Source organism: Escherichia sp. Lx600-2, from assembly GCF_036662595.1.
Lineage (GTDB): Bacteria > Pseudomonadota > Gammaproteobacteria > Enterobacterales > Enterobacteriaceae > Escherichia > Escherichia coli.
Map to the genome: position 1 here is coordinate 1 of NZ_JAYQWM010000060.1, position 21,502 is coordinate 21,502.

Consider the following 21,502-nt stretch of genomic DNA (forward strand, 5'->3'; position numbering starts at 1 on the left):
TTCGAGTGGAAAGCACAGATTGCTTAGGATGATATATTAAGCAGGCAGCCTGTATCTCATCATCAACTCTTAAAAAAAACCATTTGTATTCATCATTTTTTAGTAGCAGCGATTTATTAAACCACTCCCAATGGTCATCTTCACCTTGAATCTTTTTTTCCTCTTCTGCTCTTTCATTTTCAGAAAGAGTATCCAAGTATGCAGCTAACTGTAATCTGAAAGCCTTCCATTTTATATCACAAGAATAAGCAGTAAAAATATCCCAGCCAAATGTTATTCTGTAATGTTCATTTTGGTTGGTATAATTATTAGTGAAAAAACCCCGTGCAATTTCTTCTTCTGGGGGTTTATTAGCAATTTGTAACTTTATAAGTTGACTAAGTTCGTTACTATCCATAACAACACCTAAAAACCATTCATGTTCAGGAGTTTTTACCTTGATTTATATGGTTTTTCAAGAAAATTTTGGTTGCGCTATATCACCATTCGGAATATAAATAGTTAGCAACGAAATAATTAATATATGACATATAAATATTAACTAAATTTTAGACCTTCCATAATCGTACGGAGTGATGAAATTTATCTGAATAGCATCTAGATAATCAGCCCACCACTGCACCATTAGACGCCGCTCATCCAAATGCTCGGAGGTATGAATATATGCCGCACGCACATTATTACGTTCTGAGTGGCTTAACTGCCGCTCGATCGCATCATCACTCCATAACCCCGACTCACCTAAAGCACCACGCGCCATCGTTCTAAAACCATGACCGCATACTTCAGTTCTAGTGTCATAACCCATAGCTCGCAAAGCACTGTTTACCGTGTTCTCACTCATAACTTTCGTCGCATCATGATCACCGGGGAAAAGAAGCTCTTTATCACCACTAATTTGCTTAAGCTGCTCTAACAACACCATCGCCTGTCGACTGAGAGGAACAATATGCTCCTCTTTCATCTTCATCCCACGGTACGAATAACGTACACCCTTAATTTCTTCTCGTTTTGCCGGTACGCGCCAAAGGGATTTATCGAAGTCAAACTCGTTCCAACGCGCGAAACGTAACTCACTGGAACGCACAAAAGTTAGCAAGGAAAGCTCGACCGCGATCCGTGTCATTACGCGGCCACGATATGCAGCAAGACGTGCAAGAAACTCAGGGAACCGGCTGGAGGGTAAAGCGGGGTAATGTCGCGCTTTGGTTGTCGATAGCGCACCGGCCATATCACTGGCCGGATTTGAGTCGATGTAATCGTTCTGTACGGCATAACGCATAATGGCCGTAACGCGCTGTTGCAAGCGCTGAGCGACGTCATGCTTTCCACTGGCATCAACTTTTTTAATCGGGGCTAACAGGTGGCTGGTTTTGAGCTGGCGAATGTCGGACGAACCGATATGAGGGAAAATATAAAGCTCAAGATAGCGAAGAACGCGCGATCGATGATCTTCACTCCATCGCTTGTTACTGGCATGCCATTCACGAGCAATGGTTTCGAAAGTATATGCTCCCGAATTCTCGGTCTGAGCCTCTTTCTGTTCGGCTTTTGGATCTATACCCTGTGCTAAGAGCTTTTTAGCTTCATCGCGCTTTGCTCTTGCCTGAGCAAGCGTCACTGTAGGCCAAACACCAAAAGCGAGGCGATCCTCTTTTTTGTCAGAGGGACGTCGGTATTTCATGCGCCAATATTTAGAACCCTTTGCCGAAACCTCAAGATACAAACCGCCGCCATCGGCCATTTTGTAGGTTTTGTCTTTTGGCTTTGCGGTCTCGACCTGTCTGGCGTTGAGCTTCATTTGGGGGCACATTTCTAATCGAAGTTAAGATGCCCCCAATTATGCCCCCAATAACATCCGGATTTCAACGGACAACCTCGGACGACTCAGGACATAAAAATCGCCACAAGCATTGATTTTTAAGGGATAATTGGACTTTCTCGGATGGTCTTGGAAGTGCTAATGGTGCCGAAGGCCGGACTCGAACCGGCACGTATTTCTACGGTTGATTTTGAATCAACTGCGTCTACCGATTTCGCCACTTCGGCACTGAAGAGGTATGCGGAAAACGTTGTGAATTATACCTGTCACGCACCACCATGCAAGCGCCAGCTTGCTCGCACCTCGCTAAGTGCTGAAATTTTCAGCATTGCATACCGCGATATGTAACCTTTGTCACACTCCAGGCACCCCGCCCTGCCATGCTCTACACTTCCCAGACAACACCAGAGAAGGACCAAAAAATGTCGATGATAAAAAGCTATGCCGCAAAAGAAGCGGGCGGCGAACTGGAAGTTTATGAGTACGATCCCGGTGAGCTGAAGCCACAAGATATTGAAGTGCAGGTGGATTACTGCGGGATCTGCCATTCCGATCTGTCGATGATCGATAACGAATGGGGATTTTCACAGTATCCGCTGGTTGCCGGGCATGAGGTGATTGGGCGCGTGGTGGCACTCGGGAGCGCCGCGCAGGATAAAGGTTTGCAGGTCGGTCAGCGTGTCGGGATTGGCTGGACGGCGCGTAGCTGTGGTCACTGCGACGCCTGTATTAGCGGTAATCAGATCAACTGCGAGCAAGGTGCGGTGCCGACGATTATGAATCGCGGTGGCTTTGCCGAGAAGTTGCGTGCGGACTGGCAATGGGTGATTCCACTGCCAGAAAATATTGATATCGAGTCCGCCGGGCCGCTGTTGTGCGGCGGTATCACGGTCTTTAAACCACTATTGATGCACCATATCACTGCTACCAGCCGCGTTGGGGTAATTGGTATTGGCGGGCTGGGGCATATCGCTATAAAACTTCTGCACGCAATGGGATGCGAGGTGACAGCCTTTAGTTCAAATCCGGCGAAAGAGCAGGAAGTACTGGCGATGGGTGCCGATAAAGTGGTGAATAGCCGCGATCCGCAGGCACTGAAAACTCTGGCGGGGCAGTTTGATCTCATTATCAATACTGTGAACGTCAGCCTCGACTGGCAGCCTTATTTTGAGGCGCTGACGTATGGCGGTAATTTCCATACGGTCGGTGCGGTTCTCACGCCGCTGTCTGTTCCGGCCTTTACGTTAATTGCGGGCGATCGCAGTGTCTCTGGCTCTGCTACTGGCACGCCTTATGAGTTGCGTAAGCTGATGCGTTTTGCCGCCCGCAGCAAGGTTGCGCCGACTACCGAATTGTTCCCGATGTCGAAAATTAACGACGCCATCCAGCATGTGCGCGACGGTAAGGCGCGTTACCGCGTGGTGTTGAAAGCCGATTTTTGAAAATCATTCGCAGCGCTGATCTGAGGCGCTGCCCTCTTTCGCACATATTCTGTTTTGTCGTATCGCCAGCACAGCCTGCCGACATTGTTCAGTGACATTGGCAATATCATGGTTGATATCAATGCGCACAATATCCTGTTCATCTTCTTGTGGACGCTCCAGTGCCTCAAACTGACTTTTTAGTAACGCTACCGGCATAAAATGCCCAGCCCGACGCTGCATTCGCGCGAGAATAGTTTCATAGTCGCCATCTAACCAGAGGAAATGAACATGGGGGCTACCCTTGCGTAAAATATCACGATACTGTTTTTTTAATGATGAACAGACAATAAATCCTGTTTCATTCTTTTTATAAAGACTGTATGAAGCATCATTTAAGCGTTCCAGCCAGGGAAGTCGATCTTCATCAGATAATGGAATACCCTGCGACATTTTATCTATATTTTTGGCTGGATGAAGATCGTCACCATCAATAAATTTAGCAGATAATAACGCGGCAACCTTGCTACCAATTAATGTTTTACCACTCCCTGAAACGCCCATCAAAATAAAGCTTTCACCCGCCATTTAAAATCTCCTGAATCATCTTACCTGCTGCGATACTACGCCTGGTGGCATAATAATTTCACGTTTTTTTATTTCTGCTGATAAGAATTACAAGGCACATCACGTTATGCGTAACATAGTAATGTAACAATTTTCTGACGTGATCTTCATCACAAATAATAACAATTAAAACCGCTTAAATGCTTCCGAGGTGTCTACCTGACCAGTGAGGAATTTATGCAAGTGAAAACACAGTCCTGCGTTGTTGCGGGCAAGAAAACTGTTGCCGTTACCGAGCAGACGATAGATTGGAATAATAATGGAACATTAGTACAAATAACCCGAGGTGGAATTTGCGGTTCCGATTTACATTATTATCAGGAAGGAAAAGTAGGTAATTTCATGATAAAGGCACCGATGGTGTTAGGTCATGAAGTTATCGGTAAAGTTATTCATAGCGACTCATCAGAATTACATGAAGGGCAAACGGTAGCCATTAATCCGTCTAAACCGTGCGGTCACTGCAAATACTGCATTGAACATAACGAGAATCAGTGTACAGATATGCGTTTTTTTGGCAGTGCCATGTATTTCCCTCATGTTGATGGTGGTTTTACCCGTTATAAAATGGTCGAAACGTCGCAATGTGTCCCTTATCCGGCCAAAGCTGACGAAAAGGTTATGGCTTTTGCCGAACCTTTAGCCGTCGCGATTCATGCCGCACATCAGGCCGGCGAGTTACAGGGCAAGCGAGTATTTATTTCTGGTGTTGGGCCCATTGGCTGCCTGATTGTCAGTGCTGTGAAAACACTGGGGGCCGCGGAAATTGTCTGTGCCGATGTGAGTCCCCGTTCCCTTTCGCTGGGTAAAGAGATGGGGGCGGATGTGCTCGTAAACCCACAAAACGACGACATGGATCACTGGAAAGCGGAAAAAGGCTATTTCGATGTCAGCTTTGAAGTGTCCGGTCATCCTTCATCAGTGAATACCTGTCTGGAGGTCACTCGTGCACGCGGCGTAATGGTGCAGGTAGGTATGGGAGGCGCGATGGCAGAATTCCCAATGATGACATTGATTGGTAAGGAGATTTCACTCAAAGGCTCTTTCCGTTTTACCAGCGAATTTAATACCGCAGTGTCATGGCTGGCGAATGGCGTTATCAATCCACTGCCTTTACTGAGTGCTGAATATCCCTTCACTGACCTGGAAGAGGCGCTACGTTTCGCCGGTGATAAAACCCAGGCAGCAAAAGTCCAGCTTGTTTTCTAAGAGATAAATAAAGGAATAATACAATGAACGATCTATTTTCACTGGCAGGAAAAAATATCTTGATTACCGGTTCAGCACAGGGCATTGGCTTTTTACTGGCAACCGGCCTGGGTAAATATGGCGCACAAATAATTATTAATGATATTACTGCCGAACGCGCAGAACTTGCTGTAGAAAAACTCCACCAGGAGGGTATTCAGGCCGTTGCCGCACCTTTTAATGTTACTCATAAACATGAAATTGATGCCGCCGTTGAACATATCGAAAAGGACATCGGCCCCATTGATGTGCTGGTGAATAACGCCGGTATCCAGCGCCGTCATCCTTTTACTGAGTTCCCTGAACAAGAGTGGAATGATGTGATCGCAGTAAACCAGACCGCCGTGTTCCTGGTATCGCAAGCAGTAACTCGTCACATGGTTGAACGCAAGGCAGGTAAAGTTATTAATATTTGCTCGATGCAAAGCGAACTGGGACGTGACACCATCACCCCTTATGCCGCATCGAAAGGGGCGGTAAAAATGCTCACCCGCGGCATGTGCGTCGAGCTGGCGCGCCACAATATTCAGGTCAACGGTATTGCGCCGGGCTATTTCAAAACAGAAATGACTAAAGCACTGGTTGAGGACGAAGCCTTCACCGCCTGGTTGTGCAAACGGACCCCCGCCGCACGCTGGGGAGATCCGCAGGAACTGATTGGTGCTGCGGTGTTCCTTTCTTCAAAAGCCTCTGATTTCGTAAACGGCCACCTGTTGTTTGTTGATGGCGGCATGTTAGTGGCTGTTTAACACCTACTACCCTACGTGCAGCGCGAAAGCGCTGCTTTTCTGGCACTAATAAGAGATAAAGACTATGCCATTAATCATTATTGCGGCAGGCGTCGCGCTGCTTCTTATCCTGATGATCGGCTTTAAAGTTAACGGCTTTATTGCCCTCGTTCTGGTAGCTGCCGTCGTCGGATTTGCCGAAGGGATGGATGCACAGGCCGTCCTGCACTCTATACAAAATGGTATCGGCAGCACGCTCGGTGGGCTGGCAATGATCCTCGGTTTCGGGGCCATGTTAGGCAAGCTGATTTCTGATACGGGTGCGGCACAACGTATCGCCACTACGCTGATTGCTACTTTTGGTAAAAAACGCGTGCAATGGGCGCTAGTGATCACTGGTCTGGTTGTGGGCCTCGCCATGTTTTTTGAAGTGGGTTTTGTCCTGCTGTTGCCGTTGGTATTTACCATCGTAGCATCATCAGGATTACCCCTGTTGTATGTTGGCGTACCAATGGTAGCAGCGCTCTCTGTAACCCACTGTTTTCTGCCGCCACATCCAGGGCCTACTGCCATCGCGACTATCTTTGAGGCTAATCTCGGAACGACTTTACTGTATGGATTTATCATTACCATTCCGACAGTTATTGTCGCAGGACCGCTGTTTTCTAAACTGCTAACTCGCTTTGAGAAAGCACCACCGGAAGGCTTATTTAATCCTCATCTGTTTAGCGAAGAGGAGATGCCCTCCTTCTGGAACAGTATTTTCGCTGCCGTGATCCCGGTCATCCTGATGGCTATCGCCGCCGTTTGTGAAATTACGTTACCGAAAACTAACACCGTGCGCCTCTTCTTTGAATTTGTCGGTAACCCTGCCGTTGCGCTGTTTATTGCCATTGTTATTGCGATTTTCACACTGGGCCGACGTAATGGACGCACCATCGAGCAAATCATGGATATCATTGGGGATTCTATAGGCGCTATCGCGATGATTGTGTTTATTATCGCTGGCGGCGGCGCGTTTAAGCAGGTATTAGTAGATAGCGGTGTCGGGCACTATATTTCACACTTAATGACCGGAACTACGCTTTCGCCGTTATTGATGTGCTGGACTGTTGCGGCGCTGTTGCGTATCGCTCTGGGCTCTGCCACCGTCGCGGCCATTACCACCGCGGGTGTGGTGTTGCCGATTATCAACGTTACCCATGCCGATCCCGCTTTAATGGTACTGGCAACCGGTGCGGGCAGCGTGATCGCGTCACACGTAAACGACCCTGGCTTCTGGCTATTTAAAGGGTATTTTAATCTGACGGTTGGTGAAACGTTGCGTACCTGGACGGTGATGGAAACCCTTATTTCTATTATGGGTTTGCTGGGCGTGTTAGCCATTAACGCCGTATTGCACTGAAAGAATAAAATATTGTGATGTAGTTTCGGGGGAAGATTGAAGATTCCCCCGACGTTGGGAGAAGTTATGCGCAATCACAGAATTTCTTTACAGGATATCGCTACGCTGGCTGGCGTAACAAAAATGACCGTGAGTCGTTATATCCGCTCGCCGAAAAAGGTGGCAAAGGAAACAGGCGAGCGCATCGCCAAAATTATGGAAGAGATCAATTATATCCCTAATCGCGCTCCCGGCATGTTGTTGAATGCACAAAGTTATACCCTCGGTATCTTGATTCCGTCATTTCAAAATCAACTCTTCGCTGACATTCTCGCGGGAATAGAATCCGTCACCTCTGAGCATAATTATCAGACCCTTATTGCTAATTACAATTACGATCGCGATTCCGAAGAAGAGTCGGTGATTAACCTGCTCTCTTATAACATTGACGGGATTATACTTTCGGAAAAATATCACACCATCAGGACGGTGAAATTTCTGCGTTCAGCCACCATTCCGGTCGTGGAATTGATGGATGTACAGGGAGAACGGCTGGATATGGAGGTCGGTTTTGATAATCGGCAGGCCGCTTTTGACATGGTGTGTACCATGCTGGAGAAGCGAGTCAGGCACAAAATTCTGTATCTCGGTTCCAAAGATGACACCCGCGATGAACAGCGTTATCAGGGGTATTGCGATGCGATGATGCTGCATAATCTTTCCCCATTACGCATGAATCCACGCGCCATCTCATCCATTCATTTAGGAATGCAGTTAATGCGTGATGCCCTTAGCGCAAACCCGGATTTAGACGGTGTATTTTGCACCAATGACGATATTGCGATGGGTGCGCTTCTGCTGTGCCGCGAGCGAAACCTCGCCGTGCCAGAACAAATTTCCATTGCGGGTTTTCATGGGCTGGAGATTGGCAGGCAAATGATCCCAAGCCTCGCCAGCGTAATTACTCCCCGTTTTGATATTGGTCGGATGGCCGCCCAAATGTTGCTGAGCAAAATTAAAAATAACGATCACAACCACAACACTGTTGACCTCGGGTATCAGATTTATCACGGCAACACGCTTTAGGTTATTTTCTCTTCATTACACGTATTCTCTTTGCCGGACGTTGCCTATACTCCAGGCAGGAAACTGGAGGATATCTCATGAGCGAACCCCTGTTAATTGCCCGCACGCCGGACACAGAACTATTTTTACTGCCGGGAATGGCTAACCGTCACGGGCTGATTACTGGCGCAACGGGGACGGGTAAAACTGTCACGCTGCAAAAACTGGCGGAGTCTCTATCGGAAATCGGTGTTCCGGTGTTTATGGCCGATGTGAAAGGCGATCTGACCGGCATCGCGCAGGCAGGAACGGCGTCGGAAAAACTGCTCGCAAGGCTTAAAAATATCGGCGTAAATGACTGGCAACCGCATGCTAATCCGGTGGTGGTGTGGGATATCTTTGGCGAGAAGGGCCATCCGGTGCGGGCGACGGTTTCGGATCTGGGGCCGCTGTTGCTGGCGCGGCTGTTGAATCTCAACGATGTGCAATCTGGCGTGCTGAATATCATTTTCCGCATTGCTGACGATCAGGGGCTGTTACTGCTCGACTTTAAAGATCTGCGGGCAATTACCCAGTACATCGGCGATAACGCCAAATCCTTCCAGAATCAGTACGGTAATATCAGTAGCGCATCGGTTGGTGCCATCCAGCGCGGGCTGTTATCGCTGGAACAGCAAGGTGCAGCACACTTCTTTGGTGAGCCGATGCTGGATATCAAAGACTGGATGCGTACCGATGCCAACGGTAAAGGCGTTATCAATATCCTCAGCGCCGAGAAGCTTTATCAGATGCCGAAACTGTACGCCGCCAGCCTGCTGTGGATGCTTTCAGAGTTGTATGAACAATTGCCTGAAGCGGGCGATCTGGAGAAACCAAAACTGGTGTTTTTCTTCGACGAAGCACATCTGCTGTTTAACGATGCGCCACAGGTACTGCTGGATAAGATTGAGCAGGTGATAAGGCTTATTCGCTCAAAAGGCGTGGGCGTCTGGTTCGTTTCGCAAAACCCGTCAGATATTCCGGATAATGTGCTCGGGCAGCTAGGTAATCGCGTTCAACACGCTTTGCGGGCTTTTACGCCCAAAGATCAGAAAGCAGTAAAAGCTGCGGCGCAAACCATGCGGGCCAATCCGGCGTTTGATACCGAAAAGGCAATCCAGGAACTGGGGACCGGTGAGGCGTTAATCTCGTTTCTCGATGCGAAAGGAAGTCCTTCAGTGGTGGAACGGGCGATGGTTATCGCGCCTTGTTCGCGAATGGGGCCGGTGACGGAAGATGAGCGTAACGGCTTGATTAATCACTCCCCGGTGTATGGCAAGTACGAGGATGACGTGGACCGTGAATCCGCCTATGAGATGTTGCAAAAAGGCTTTCAGGCCAGTACCGAGCAGCAAAATAATCCTCCCGCGAAAGGGAAAGAGGTGGCGGTGGATGACGGTATTCTCGGTGGATTGAAGGATATTTTGTTTGGCACTACTGGACCACGCGGCGGGAAGAAAGATGGTGTGGTGCAGACAATGGCAAAAAGCGCCGCCCGCCAGGTGACGAATCAGATTGTGCGCGGGATGTTGGGGAGTTTGCTGGGGGGGAGAAGAAGGTAAGCCAGGTGCGATTTGTCTTTGCCTGATGCGACGCTGGCGCGCCTTATCATGCCCACACCACTGCAATATATTGAATTTTCATGATTTTTCAGGCATGAACGAAGCACACTTTGCTAACAATAATAAAGGGAGCTTTCGCTCCCTTTATTCGTTCATCAGGTTACGATTTTCTCATTAACAGCCACAGGCTGATTAAGAAGAAGCTGGCACTTGGCAAAAGTGCGCCGATGATCGGCGGGATGCCGTAAACCAACGTCAGCGGGCCGAAGATCTGGTCCAGTACGTAGAAGACAAAACCGAAGCTAATACCAGTGACCACACGCACGCCCATCGGTACGCTACGCAGTGGGCCAAAGATGAACGACAGCGCCATCAGCATCATCACCGCCACGGATAGCGGCTGGAAGATTTTGCTCCACATGTTGAGCTGATAACGTCCGGCATCCTGACCGCTCGACTTCAGATACTTCACATAGTTGTGCAAACCGCTGATAGAGAGTGCATCCGGGTCCAGCGCCACCACGCCCAGTTTGTCTGGCGTGAGGTTGGTTTTCCAGGTGCCGCTCACCGTCTGCGAACCGGTGATCTGTTTCGGATTGGTCAAATCAGATTCATCAACCTGCGACAGACGCCAGACTTTATGTTCAGGGTCAAACTTCGCGGTAGCGGCATAGCGTACGGATTGCAGACGACGATTCTCGTTAAAGGCATAGATACTGATGCCACCTAACTCTTCGTCACCTTTAACCCGCTCAATGTAGACGAAGTTGTTGCCATCTTTCGCCCATAAACCTTGCTGGGTAGAGAGCAACGAGCCGCCGTACATCGCCTGCGCACGGTAGTTACGCGCCATCTGCTCGCCCTGCGGCGCGACCCATTCACCAATCGCCATCGTCAGCAAGACCAGCGGAATGGCGGTTTTCATCACCGACAGCGCCACCTGCATACGAGTAAAACCAGAAGCCTGCATGACTACCAGTTCGCTGCGCTGCGCCAGCATCCCAAGACCAAGCAACGCCCCAAGCAGAGCCGCCATCGGGAAGAAGATTTGCACATCTTTCGGCACGCTCAGCAAGGTATACATTCCTGCGCCTAACGCGTCGTAACTCCCCTGCCCGGCTTTTTTCAGCTGATCGACAAACTTGATAATGCCCGACAGCGACACCAGCATGAACAGTGTCATCATGATAGTGGTGAAAATAGTTTTACCGATATAGCGGTCAAGTACGCCAAAAGGTTGCATCACACCGCTCCTTTACGCGAAAAACTGGCGCGCAGGCGGCGGATCGGCACGGCGTCCCAAAGGTTGAGAACAATCGCCAAAGCCAGATAAATCAGGTTAACGGTCCACATCCACAGCGTCGGGTCCAGCTTACCTTTACCGCCGTTCGATTTCAGGGAGGTCTGGATCAGGAAGAAAAGTAGATACAGCAGCATGGCTGGCAGCATCGACAGTACGCGTCCCTGACGCGGGTTAACCACGCTCAACGGTACAACCATAAGTGCCATCATAAACACGGTGAACACCAACGTGATACGCCAGTTCAGTTCTGCGCGGGCACGATCGGTGTCAGTGTTCCACAATGTGCGCATGTCCATCTGGTCGGTATCGTTCGGGTCGAGCGCCACCGCCTGGTGACCAATGATCGCCTGATAATCCTGGAAATCCGTAATGCGGAAATCACGTAACAGTGCAGTGCCTTCGAAGCGCGTTCCCTGATTGAGAGTGACGACCTGGGAGCCGTCGTGCAGCTGGGTTAAATGTCCGGAATCGGCCACCACCACAGAAGGACGTGCATTACCTTTTGGTCGAATTTGCGCGAGGAACACATCTTTGAAATCGCTGCCGTCAACGCTTTCGATGAACAGCACCGAACTGCCATTAGTCGCTTGCTGGAATTGCCCTTGCGCCAGCGCCGCCATGCCAGGGTTCGCTTTCGCTTCTGCTAACACTTCATCCTGATGACGCGATGACCACGGTCCCGCCCACATCACGTTAACCGCCGCGACGATTGCCGTGAATACCGCAAGGATCATTGCCGCTTTCACCAGAACCGCTTTGCTCAGGCCGCAGGCATGCATTACCGTAATTTCACTTTCGGTATACAGTTTGCCCAGCGTCATCAGCAGCCCGAGGAACAGGCTTAATGGCAGGATAAGCTGCGCCATTTCCGGCACGCCCAACCCGAGAAGGGAGAGCACCAGATTCGCCGGAATATCGCCGTCAACCGCTGCGCCGAGGATCCTCACTAACTTTTGACAGAAGAAGATCAAAAGCAAGATGAAGAGTATCGCCAGCTGGCTTTTGAGCGTCTCCCGCACCAGATATCTTATGATTATCACTTTAAATACGCCCGTAAAAACTCGTCTTTTGCAGGATTTTAGCTTGTTTCATGGCTTAAACGTCATTTATTCTCTTGAGTCGTCGAAATCGTCGCTAAGATAATTATACTCAACGGATTCACCTCTCAGATTTTGTTCTGACGTGCCAATGCCGTAATAACGTTAAGATTAACACGAAGTCATCGCAACAGCGGACATGAGTTACGAAAGCTTGCAATTCTATCTGTAGCCACCGCCGTTGTCTTTAAGATTCAGGAGCGTAGTGCATGGAGTTTAGTGTAAAAAGCGGTAGCCCGGAGAAACAGCGGAGTGCCTGCATCGTCGTGGGCGTCTTCGAACCACGTCGCCTTTCTCCGATTGCAGAACAGCTCGATAAAATCAGCGATGGGTACATCAGCGCCCTGCTACGTCGGGGCGAACTGGAAGGAAAACCGGGGCAGACATTGTTGCTGCACCATGTTCCGAATGTACTTTCCGAGCGAATTCTCCTTATTGGTTGCGGCAAAGAACGTGAGCTGGATGAGCGTCAGTACAAACAAGTCATTCAGAAAACCATTAATACGCTGAATGATACTGGCTCAATGGAAGCGGTCTGCTTTCTGACTGAACTGCACGTTAAAGGCCGTAACAACTACTGGAAAGTGCGTCAGGCTGTCGAGACGGCAAAAGAGACGCTCTACAGTTTCGATCAGCTGAAAACGAACAAGAGCGAACCGCGTCGTCCGCTGCGTAAGATGGTGTTCAACGTGCCGACCCGCCGTGAACTGACCAGCGGTGAGCGCGCGATCCAGCACGGTCTGGCGATTGCCGCCGGGATTAAAGCAGCAAAAGATCTCGGCAATATGCCGCCGAATATCTGTAACGCCGCTTACCTCGCTTCACAAGCGCGCCAGCTGGCTGACAGCTACAGCAAGAATGTCATCACCCGCGTTATCGGCGAACAGCAGATGAAAGAGCTGGGGATGCATTCCTATCTGGCGGTCGGTCAGGGTTCGCAAAACGAATCGCTGATGTCGGTGATTGAGTACAAAGGCAACGCGTCGGAAGATGCACGCCCAATCGTGCTGGTGGGTAAAGGTTTAACCTTCGACTCCGGCGGTATCTCGATCAAGCCTTCAGAAGGCATGGATGAGATGAAGTACGATATGTGCGGTGCGGCAGCGGTTTACGGCGTGATGCGGATGGTCGCGGAGCTACAACTGCCGATTAACGTTATCGGCGTGTTGGCAGGCTGCGAAAACATGCCTGGCGGACGAGCCTATCGTCCGGGCGATGTGTTAACCACCATGTCCGGTCAAACCGTTGAAGTGCTGAACACCGACGCTGAAGGCCGCCTGGTACTGTGCGACGTGTTAACTTACGTTGAGCGTTTTGAGCCGGAAGCGGTGATTGACGTGGCGACGCTGACCGGTGCCTGCGTGATCGCGCTGGGTCATCATATTACTGGTCTGATGGCGAACCATAATCCGCTGGCCCATGAACTGATTGCCGCGTCTGAACAATCCGGTGACCGCGCATGGCGCTTACCGCTGGGTGACGAGTATCAGGAACAACTGGAGTCCAATTTTGCCGATATGGCGAACATTGGCGGTCGTCCTGGTGGGGCGATTACCGCAGGTTGCTTCCTGTCACGCTTTACCCGTAAGTACAACTGGGCGCACCTGGATATCGCCGGTACCGCCTGGCGTTCTGGTAAAGCAAAAGGCGCCACCGGTCGTCCGGTAGCGTTGCTGGCACAGTTCCTGTTAAACCGCGCTGGGTTTAACGGCGAAGAGTAATTGCGTCAGGCAAGGCTGTTATTGCCGGATGCGGCGTGAACGCCTTATCCGACCTACACAGCACTGAACTCGTAGGCCTGATAAGACACAACAGCGTCGCATCAGGCAATGCTGTTATTGTCGGATACGGCATGAACGCCTTATCCGACCTACACAGCACCGAACTCGTAAGCCTGATAAGACGCGGCAGCGTCGCATCAGGCAATGCTGTTATTGTCGGATGCGGCGTGAGCGCCTTATCCGACCTACACACAGCACTGAACTCGTAGGCCTGATAAGACACAACAGCGTCGCATCAGGCACTGCGGTGTATACCTGATGCGTATTTAAATCCACCACAAGAAGCCCCATTTATGAAAAACGCGACGTTCTACCTTCTGGACAATGACACCACCGTCGATGGCTTAAGCGCCGTTGAGCAACTGGTGTGTGAAATTGCCGCAGAACGTTGGCGCAGCGGTAAGCGCGTGCTCATCGCCTGTGAAGATGAAAAGCAGGCTTACCGGCTGGATGAAGCCCTGTGGGCGCGTCCGGCAGAAAGCTTTGTTCCGCATAATTTAGCGGGAGAAGGACCGCGCGGCGGTGCGCCGGTGGAGATCGCCTGGCCGCAAAAACGCAGCAGCAGCCCGCGCGATATATTGATTAGTCTGCGAACAAGCTTTGCAGATTTTGCCACCGCTTTCACAGAAGTGGTAGACTTCGTTCCTTATGAAGATTCTCTGAAACAACTGGCGCGCGAACGCTATAAAGCCTACCGCGTGGCTGGTTTCAACCTGAATACGGCAACCTGGAAATAATGGAAAAGACATACAACCCACAAGATATCGAACAGCCGCTTTACGAGCACTGGGAAAAGCAGGGCTACTTTAAGCCTAATGGCGATGAAAGCCAGGAAAGTTTCTGCATCATGATCCCGCCGCCGAACGTCACCGGCAGTTTGCATATGGGTCACGCCTTCCAGCAAACCATCATGGATACCATGATCCGCTATCAGCGCATGCAGGGCAAAAACACCCTGTGGCAGGTCGGTACTGACCACGCCGGGATCGCTACCCAGATGGTCGTTGAGCGCAAGATTGCCGCAGAAGAAGGTAAAACCCGTCACGACTACGGCCGCGAAGCTTTCATCGACAAAATTTGGGAATGGAAAGCGGAATCCGGCGGCACGATTACCCGTCAGATGCGCCGTCTCGGCAACTCCGTCGACTGGGAGCGTGAACGCTTCACCATGGACGAAGGCCTGTCCAATGCGGTGAAAGAAGTTTTCGTTCGTCTGTATAAAGAAGACCTGATTTACCGTGGCAAACGCCTGGTAAACTGGGATCCGAAACTGCGCACCGCTATCTCTGACCTGGAAGTCGAAAACCGCGAATCGAAAGGTTCGATGTGGCACATCCGCTATCCGCTGGCTGACGGTGCGAAAACCGCAGACGGTAAAGATTATCTGGTGGTCGCGACTACCCGTCCAGAAACCCTGCTGGGCGATACTGGCGTAGCCGTTAACCCGGAAGATCCGCGTTACAAAGATCTGATTGGCAAATATGTCATTCTGCCGCTGGTTAACCGTCGTATTCCGATCGTTGGCGACGAACACGCCGACATGGAAAAAGGCACCGGCTGCGTGAAAATCACTCCGGCGCACGACTTTAACGACTATGAAGTGGGTAAACGTCACGCCCTGCCGATGATCAACATCCTGACCTTTGACGGCGATATCCGTGAAAGCGCCCAGGTGTTCGATACCAAAGGTAACGAATCTGACGTTTATTCCAGCGAAATCCCTGCAGAGTTCCAGAAACTGGAGCGTTTTGCTGCACGTAAAGCAGTCGTTGCCGCAGTTGACGCGCTTGGCCTGCTGGAAGAAATTAAACCGCACGACCTGACCGTTCCTTACGGCGACCGTGGCGGCGTAGTTATCGAACCAATGCTGACCGACCAGTGGTACGTGCGTGCCGATGTCCTGGCGAAACCGGCGGTTGAAGCGGTTGAGAACGGCGACATTCAGTTCGTACCGAAGCAGTACGAAAACATGTACTTCTCCTGGATGCGCGATATTCAGGACTGGTGTATCTCTCGTCAGTTGTGGTGGGGTCACCGTATCCCGGCATGGTATGACGAAGCGGGTAACGTTTATGTTGGCCGCAACGAAGACGAAGTGCGTAAAGAAAATAACCTCGGTGCTGATGTTGTCCTGCGTCAGGACGAAGACGTTCTCGATACCTGGTTCTCTTCTGCGCTGTGGACCTTCTCTACCCTTGGCTGGCCGGAAAATACCGACGCCCTGCGTCAGTTCCACCCAACCAGCGTGATGGTATCTGGTTTCGACATCATTTTCTTCTGGATTGCCCGCATGATCATGATGACCATGCACTTCATCAAAGATGAAAATGGCAAACCGCAGGTGCCGTTCCACACCGTTTACATGACCGGCCTGATTCGTGATGACGAAGGCCAGAAGATGTCCAAATCCAAGGGTAACGTTATCGACCCACTGGATATGGTTGACGGTATTTCGCTGCCAGAACTGCTGGAAAAACGTACCGGCAATATGATGCAGCCGCAGCTGGCGGACAAAATCCGTAAGCGCACCGAGAAGCAGTTCCCGAACGGTATTGAGCCGCACGGTACTGACGCGCTGCGCTTCACCCTGGCGGCGCTGGCGTCTACCGGTCGTGACATCAACTGGGATATGAAGCGTCTGGAAGGTTACCGTAACTTCTGTAACAAGCTGTGGAACGCCAGCCGCTTTGTGCTGATGAACACAGAAGGTCAGGATTGCGGCTTCAACGGCGGCGAAATGACGCTGTCGCTGGCGGACCGCTGGATTCTGGCGGAGTTCAACCAGACCATCAAAGCGTACCGCGAAGCGCTGGACAGCTTCCGCTTCGATATCGCCGCAGGCATTCTGTATGAGTTCACCTGGAACCAGTTCTGTGACTGGTATCTCGAGCTGACCAAGCCGGTAATGAACGGTGGCACCGAAGCAGAACTGCGCGGTACTCGCCATACGCTGGTGACTGTACTGGAAGGTCTGCTGCGCCTCGCGCATCCGATCATTCCGTTCATCACCGAAACCATCTGGCAGCGTGTGAAAGTACTTTGCGGTATCACTGCCGACACCATCATGCTGCAGCCGTTCCCGCAGTACGATGCATCTCAGGTTGATGAAGCCGCACTGGCCGACACCGAATGGCTGAAACAGGCGATCGTTGCGGTACGTAACATCCGTGCAGAAATGAACATCGCGCCGGGCAAACCGCTGGAGCTGCTGCTGCGTGGTTGCAGCGCGGATGCAGAACGTCGCGTAAATGAAAACCGTGGCTTCCTGCAAACCCTGGCGCGTCTGGAAAGTATCACCGTGCTGCCTGCCGATGACAAAGGTCCGGTTTCCGTTACGAAGATCATCGACGGTGCAGAGCTGCTGATCCCGATGGCTGGCCTCATCAACAAAGAAGATGAGCTGGCGCGTCTGGCGAAAGAAGTGGCGAAGATTGAAGGTGAAATCAGCCGTATCGAGAACAAACTGGCGAACGAAGGCTTTGTCGCCCGCGCACCGGAAGCGGTCATCGCGAAAGAGCGTGAGAAGCTGGAAGGCTATGCGGAAGCGAAAGCGAAACTGATTGAACAGCAGGCTGTTATCGCCGCGCTGTAATCAAAACACAGTGATGAAAACGAAGGCCGGAGCATGCTCCGGCCTTTTTTATCTCTTACAGAAATGGTAAAGAAGGCATAATTCCCCGTGAAATACTGGCTAAGAAGCCTTTATCTGGTTGTTCTTCTTTATTGATTAAAGGAAGGTCATCCAAATCGCCCAGCAAATACGTATTTTTTGCCTGCCAGTCAATCATCCATATTTTCAGCAGTGGATAAGCCAGACCGCCCGTAATCCCGGATATCACCACCAACGCACACATGCGATAAAGCATACCGTGGTATGTTAAAGTTGAGCGAAAACGAATACGCCCATCATTCAGTGACAGGTTGCTCATAAAATGATTTCGCAACGACACCGTTAAATAACTGGTGCTAACAGCAATCCCAAAATAATAGATTAACTGCGCGATTATCATTTTACGTTGCATTTCCATAAATTGCTGTAAATTCTCAATATCATCATTTGCATACACAGAACTATCATACGCATTTAATATTTGATCGAAGATAATATAACCAGCAACAGCGAGAAAAGGTAATAAAGCTAAAAATGCGAGAATGGCATATTTTATACAATACGTAGTATCTAATTTCACCTTGAAACGATGTATACCGAAACTGGTATTGCTCCAGAGAAAACTCATTACCAGACTATATAAAGTACCATTAAAAATACCAATGGAAACAATACCAACTATTGCCATCAGAACCACAGATATAATAACACTACTTGAACTATTGGCATGTAGCATCTTTGTCGAGATAAAGAAAACAGTCCCCATCCCAATGGCCATTAAAATCGGCAAGAAAAAGGTTACCCACCAGAACCCTTTCAAAGAGCAATTAAAACTAAATCTTACGCCGTTGAGACTAGTCATCAAGGCCTGATAACGCAGTCCTTTTGCTGCCATAAATATAAGCAAAACCAACAGTGACAAAGTCAAAACACAGCCAACAAGCGGCATATCTGCTGACACTGTCATTAAGATTGCGAAATAGAAAAAAACAAAAACAAGACAACTAACAAAAACATTCCCACCGGTAATCCCATAAGAAAATCGTTGTCCGTTAACTTCCATATTAGCATAGAGATAACGCTTACATTTCATTAATGCCCATGGTAAATAGATACCTAGCGTTATAATCGTTAACAACACATTCACCACACAAATAAGAAAATATCTCTCACCTGTACCATGAAAAACAAACGAATGGGACGGAACATCCATTTCATTAATAACTTGAGCCATAAAAATCCCCTGAATTAAAAAATCCATTGATATAATTTATAGATACAGACAGTAAAATGTTCTGCCACGTTACAATACTCTTATCAGTAATAGGCTGGCAAAAACTTTATTGCTTTATAAGACGCTTGCGCACGTAAGAAGAGAGTGGTATTAAACAAATGTATAATTACTTTATTTTTATTGGGTTAAACTATGAATAACATTGCGCCGCAATCACCTGTAATGCGTCGCCTGACGTTGCAGGATAATCCTGCTATCGCCCGCGTCATTCGTCAGGTATCCGCCGAATACGGTCTTACCGCTGATAAAGGCTACACCGTCGCCGATCCGAATCTTGACGAGCTGTATCAAGTGTATAGTCAGCCTGGTCATGCATATTGGGTGGTTGAGTACGAGGGTGAAGTGGTCGGCGGCGGTGGGATTGCGCCATTAGCAGGTAGTGAATCGGACATTTGCGAACTGCAAAAGATGTATTTTCTTCCGGCTATTCGCGGTAAAGGGCTGGCGAAAAAACTGGCCTTAATGGCGATGGAGCAAGCACGAGAGATGGGCTTCAAACGCTGCTATCTGGAAACGACCGCTTTTTTAAAGGAAGCCATTGCGCTTTATGAGCATTTGGGCTTTGAGCATATCGACTATGCGCTTGGCTGCACGGGCCATGTCGATTGTGAAGTGCGGATGCTACGCGAACTCTAAAAAAATGCCCGCTAGTGTGTGCTATCGGGCATTTTAATCAATTAATTAGTGGCGAACCCCGTCATCGTCTTCATCGACAAAATCTTCATCGTCGCCGTCTTCGCCGTTGGGATCTTCAAAGTAAGTGCCCCAACCGTCGTACTCAACGTCAAATTTCTCCGCCAGCGTCATCAGTTGTTCAACCTGGGCATCGATCAGATCGGCATTCAACGCGCACTCGCTGAGGATGTCGCAGCAAATCACGATATCACCATCTTCAACTTCCAGCTCTTCTGGATCGGTCACTTCGTAACCGAGTTTAAACGCTTCAACTGCTGCTTTTTCCAGGGTTTCCAGATCGTCTGCGGAAAGATGGTGTTCGATGGTATACAGCGCGTCCGGATCGCTGCCATCTTCCAGTAATTCTTCAATAATCAAACGTGTTTCTTCACGCTGTTCTTCCAGTTGTTCCGGGTTTGCCATGGCTCATTCCTCTTAATGTCCTGCCGATACTCTTATTGTCACACACCACTGACATTGCCTCCACCTTTGTGACAAAGATTTATGCTTTAGACTTGCAAATGAATAATCATCCATATAAATTGAATTTTAATTCATTGAGGTGTTAGCCACAGGAGGGATCTATGTCCGGGTTTTATCATAAGCATTTCCTGAAATTACTCGATTTCACGCCAGCTGAACTCAACAGCCTGCTGCAGTTAGCCGCGAAGCTGAAAGCCGATAAGAAAAGCGGCAAAGAAGAAGCCAAACTCACTGGTAAAAACATCGCGCTCATCTTCGAAAAAGACTCGACCCGTACCCGATGCTCTTTCGAAGTTGCCGCATATGACCAGGGTGCTCGCGTTACTTATCTCGGCCCAAGCGGCAGTCAGATTGGTCATAAAGAGTCGATTAAAGACACTGCCCGCGTGCTGGGTCGCATGTATGACGGTATTCAGTATCGCGGCTATGGTCAGGAGATTGTCGAAACACTGGCGGAATACGCTGGCGTGCCGGTATGGAACGGCCTGACCAATGAGTTTCACCCCACGCAGTTGCTGGCGGATCTCCTCACCATGCAGGAGCATTTACCCGGTAAAGCATTCAACGAAATGACGCTGGTCTATGCAGGTGACGCACGTAACAACATGGGCAATTCGATGCTCGAAGCTGCGGCGCTTACCGGTCTGGATTTGCGTCTGGTCGCGCCACAGGCATGCTGGCCGGAAGCTGCGCTGGTTACGGAATGCCGCGCCCTGGCACAGCAAAATGGCGGGAATATTACGCTGACGGAAGATGTAGCCAAAGGAGTTGAAGGTGCTGACTTTATCTATACCGATGTATGGGTGTCGATGGGGGAAGCAAAAGAGAAATGGGCAGAACGGATTGCATTACTGCGTGATTATCAGGTGAACAGCAAGATGATGCAGTTGACCGGTAACCCGGAGGTCAAATTCCTCCACTGCCTGCCCGCGTTTCATGACGACCAGACGACGCTTGGTAAGAAAATGGCGGAAGAGTTTGGCCTACATGGCGGAATGGAAGTGACTGATGAGGTCTTCGAATCTGCCGCCAGCATTGTTTTTGATCAGGCGGAAAACCGCATGCATACCATCAAAGCGGTGATGGTCGCGACGCTCAGTAAATAATTGATATCGCTATAAAGATGCCGGGAAATACAAAAACATCCCGGCATCACATTATTTTATGCAGTAATAGTTCAATTATTCCATCCATATTTTTCTATTGCTATACGTAAATCTTCCGGAGGATTTTCATCATTCTTGTTCTAATTTTTAATTCATTAACCATCTTTTCTTCAAAAATCTTAACGACATAACCCGGATTGTTTTTTACAATTTCATTTGTTTTTTCTTCATTACCATAAACATATCCTAACTCATTA

Annotated in this window: 19 protein-coding genes and 1 tRNA gene; 11 read left to right on the forward strand and 9 right to left on the reverse strand. The window is 49.5% G+C overall.

What is annotated here, in order from left to right:
- From OQV04_RS17950 to OQV04_RS17960, 3 genes are all read right to left on the reverse strand, one after another.
- The coding region (locus OQV04_RS17950) for a hypothetical protein (protein ID WP_332642450.1) at positions 1-397 on the reverse strand (397 nt) is incomplete at its 3' end.
- Positions 398-541: 144 nt separating this feature from the next.
- Positions 542-1,801, reverse strand: coding sequence for a tyrosine-type recombinase/integrase (locus OQV04_RS17955; protein ID WP_029488473.1), 1,260 nt, complete (start codon positions 1,799-1,801; stop codon positions 542-544).
- A gap of 163 nt (positions 1,802-1,964) precedes the next feature.
- Positions 1,965-2,049 (reverse strand) — tRNA-Leu (locus tag OQV04_RS17960).
- Between the two features lie 195 nt (positions 2,050-2,244).
- On the opposite strand from OQV04_RS17960, the gene ahr reads away from it, so the two are divergent.
- Entirely contained in the window at positions 2,245-3,264 is a 1,020-nt protein-coding gene (gene ahr, locus OQV04_RS17965) for an NADPH-dependent aldehyde reductase Ahr (protein ID WP_000061766.1), read from the forward strand.
- A 3-nt stretch (positions 3,265-3,267) separates the two neighbouring features.
- Here the strand turns inward: ahr and idnK are convergent, their stop codons facing one another.
- Positions 3,268-3,831, reverse strand: a complete 564-nt coding sequence (gene idnK / locus OQV04_RS17970) for a gluconokinase (RefSeq protein WP_000896741.1) — start codon at positions 3,829-3,831, stop codon at positions 3,268-3,270.
- 216 nt (positions 3,832-4,047) lie between these two features.
- Here idnK and idnD point away from each other — a divergent pair, with 216 nt between their 5' ends.
- The 5 genes from idnD (at position 4,048) to OQV04_RS17995 (ending at position 9,896) form a co-directional block, all read left to right on the forward strand.
- On the forward strand, positions 4,048-5,079 hold the full coding sequence (gene idnD, locus OQV04_RS17975; protein ID WP_001197410.1) for an L-idonate 5-dehydrogenase: 1,032 nt from the start codon (positions 4,048-4,050) through the stop codon (positions 5,077-5,079).
- A gap of 23 nt (positions 5,080-5,102) precedes the next feature.
- Positions 5,103-5,867: a gluconate 5-dehydrogenase gene (idnO, locus tag OQV04_RS17980; protein WP_000998695.1), complete on the forward strand. Its 765-nt coding sequence runs from the start codon at positions 5,103-5,105 to the stop codon at positions 5,865-5,867.
- 64 nt (positions 5,868-5,931) lie between these two features.
- Entirely contained in the window at positions 5,932-7,251 is a 1,320-nt protein-coding gene (gene idnT, locus OQV04_RS17985; RefSeq protein ID WP_001128335.1) for a gnt-II system L-idonate transporter, read from the forward strand.
- Positions 7,252-7,317: 66 nt separating this feature from the next.
- Entirely contained in the window at positions 7,318-8,316 is a 999-nt protein-coding gene (gene idnR, locus OQV04_RS17990; RefSeq protein ID WP_001309159.1) for a DNA-binding transcriptional regulator IdnR, read from the forward strand.
- A 77-nt stretch (positions 8,317-8,393) separates the two neighbouring features.
- Positions 8,394-9,896, forward strand: coding sequence for a helicase HerA-like C-terminal domain-containing protein (locus OQV04_RS17995; RefSeq protein ID WP_001424443.1), 1,503 nt, complete (start codon positions 8,394-8,396; stop codon positions 9,894-9,896).
- A 160-nt stretch (positions 9,897-10,056) separates the two neighbouring features.
- On the opposite strand, the gene lptG is transcribed toward OQV04_RS17995, so the two are convergent.
- The 3 genes from lptG to ytgA form a co-directional block, all read right to left on the reverse strand.
- Complete coding sequence (gene lptG / locus OQV04_RS18000; protein ID WP_001295681.1) at positions 10,057-11,139, reverse strand: LPS export ABC transporter permease LptG; 1,083 nt, start codon at positions 11,137-11,139, stop codon at positions 10,057-10,059.
- Entirely contained in the window at positions 11,139-12,239 is a 1,101-nt protein-coding gene (gene lptF, locus OQV04_RS18005) for an LPS export ABC transporter permease LptF (protein ID WP_247806609.1), read from the reverse strand. Before lptF ends, lptG begins: the two co-directional genes overlap by 1 nt.
- Positions 12,240-12,301: 62 nt before the next feature.
- Positions 12,302-12,352: a protein YtgA gene (gene ytgA, locus OQV04_RS18010; protein WP_211180521.1), complete on the reverse strand. Its 51-nt coding sequence runs from the start codon at positions 12,350-12,352 to the stop codon at positions 12,302-12,304.
- Positions 12,353-12,505: 153 nt separating this feature from the next.
- On the opposite strand from ytgA, the gene pepA reads away from it, so the two are divergent.
- From pepA to valS, 3 genes are all read left to right on the forward strand, one after another.
- Positions 12,506-14,017 carry a leucyl aminopeptidase gene (gene pepA, locus OQV04_RS18015; protein WP_000397144.1) on the forward strand — a complete coding sequence of 504 codons (1,512 nt, stop codon included), beginning with the start codon at positions 12,506-12,508 and terminating at the stop codon, positions 14,015-14,017.
- Positions 14,018-14,370: 353 nt separating this feature from the next.
- Positions 14,371-14,814, forward strand: coding sequence for a DNA polymerase III subunit chi (gene holC / locus OQV04_RS18020; RefSeq protein WP_000786399.1), 444 nt, complete (start codon positions 14,371-14,373; stop codon positions 14,812-14,814).
- Complete coding sequence (gene valS, locus OQV04_RS18025; protein ID WP_000416392.1) at positions 14,814-17,669, forward strand: valine--tRNA ligase; 2,856 nt, start codon at positions 14,814-14,816, stop codon at positions 17,667-17,669. The genes holC and valS overlap by 1 nt, the downstream gene beginning before the upstream one ends.
- 55 nt (positions 17,670-17,724) lie before the next feature.
- On the opposite strand, the gene OQV04_RS18030 is transcribed toward valS, so the two are convergent.
- Positions 17,725-18,921, reverse strand: a complete 1,197-nt coding sequence (locus tag OQV04_RS18030; protein ID WP_000079660.1) for a YjgN family protein — start codon at positions 18,919-18,921, stop codon at positions 17,725-17,727.
- A gap of 192 nt (positions 18,922-19,113) precedes the next feature.
- Here OQV04_RS18030 and OQV04_RS18035 point away from each other — a divergent pair, with 192 nt between their 5' ends.
- Positions 19,114-19,617 (forward strand): GNAT family N-acetyltransferase, encoded by a 504-nt coding sequence (locus OQV04_RS18035; protein ID WP_001059398.1) that lies wholly within the window; start codon positions 19,114-19,116, stop codon positions 19,615-19,617.
- 45 nt (positions 19,618-19,662) lie between these two features.
- Here the strand turns inward: OQV04_RS18035 and rraB are convergent, their stop codons facing one another.
- Complete coding sequence (rraB, locus tag OQV04_RS18040; RefSeq protein ID WP_000002953.1) at positions 19,663-20,079, reverse strand: ribonuclease E inhibitor RraB; 417 nt, start codon at positions 20,077-20,079, stop codon at positions 19,663-19,665.
- Positions 20,080-20,240: 161 nt separating this feature from the next.
- Here rraB and argF point away from each other — a divergent pair, with 161 nt between their 5' ends.
- Positions 20,241-21,245: an ornithine carbamoyltransferase gene (gene argF, locus OQV04_RS18045; RefSeq protein ID WP_000012907.1), complete on the forward strand. Its 1,005-nt coding sequence runs from the start codon at positions 20,241-20,243 to the stop codon at positions 21,243-21,245.
- Positions 21,246-21,502: the final 257 nt, after the last annotated feature.

Bases quoted from the DNA above. Each gene is read 5' to 3' on its own strand.
- rraB (WP_000002953.1), bottom strand. From the start codon at position 20,079: ATGGCAAACCCGGAACAACTGGAAGAACAGCGTGAAGAAACACGTTTG.
- ahr (WP_000061766.1), top strand. From the start codon at position 2,245: ATGTCGATGATAAAAAGCTATGCCGCAAAAGAAGCGGGCGGCGAACTG.
- OQV04_RS17995 (WP_001424443.1), top strand. From the start codon at position 8,394: ATGAGCGAACCCCTGTTAATTGCCCGCACGCCGGACACAGAACTATTT.
- idnD (WP_001197410.1), top strand. From the start codon at position 4,048: ATGCAAGTGAAAACACAGTCCTGCGTTGTTGCGGGCAAGAAAACTGTT.
- idnT (WP_001128335.1), top strand. From the start codon at position 5,932: ATGCCATTAATCATTATTGCGGCAGGCGTCGCGCTGCTTCTTATCCTG.
- argF (WP_000012907.1), top strand. From the start codon at position 20,241: ATGTCCGGGTTTTATCATAAGCATTTCCTGAAATTACTCGATTTCACG.
- OQV04_RS18030 (WP_000079660.1), bottom strand. From the start codon at position 18,921: ATGGCTCAAGTTATTAATGAAATGGATGTTCCGTCCCATTCGTTTGTT.
- valS (WP_000416392.1), top strand. From the start codon at position 14,814: ATGGAAAAGACATACAACCCACAAGATATCGAACAGCCGCTTTACGAG.
- OQV04_RS18035 (WP_001059398.1), top strand. From the start codon at position 19,114: ATGAATAACATTGCGCCGCAATCACCTGTAATGCGTCGCCTGACGTTG.
- idnO (WP_000998695.1), top strand. From the start codon at position 5,103: ATGAACGATCTATTTTCACTGGCAGGAAAAAATATCTTGATTACCGGT.
- pepA (WP_000397144.1), top strand. From the start codon at position 12,506: ATGGAGTTTAGTGTAAAAAGCGGTAGCCCGGAGAAACAGCGGAGTGCC.
- idnK (WP_000896741.1), bottom strand. From the start codon at position 3,831: ATGGCGGGTGAAAGCTTTATTTTGATGGGCGTTTCAGGGAGTGGTAAA.
- lptG (WP_001295681.1), bottom strand. From the start codon at position 11,139: ATGCAACCTTTTGGCGTACTTGACCGCTATATCGGTAAAACTATTTTC.
- holC (WP_000786399.1), top strand. From the start codon at position 14,371: ATGAAAAACGCGACGTTCTACCTTCTGGACAATGACACCACCGTCGAT.
- idnR (WP_001309159.1), top strand. From the start codon at position 7,318: ATGCGCAATCACAGAATTTCTTTACAGGATATCGCTACGCTGGCTGGC.
- OQV04_RS17955 (WP_029488473.1), bottom strand. From the start codon at position 1,801: ATGAAGCTCAACGCCAGACAGGTCGAGACCGCAAAGCCAAAAGACAAA.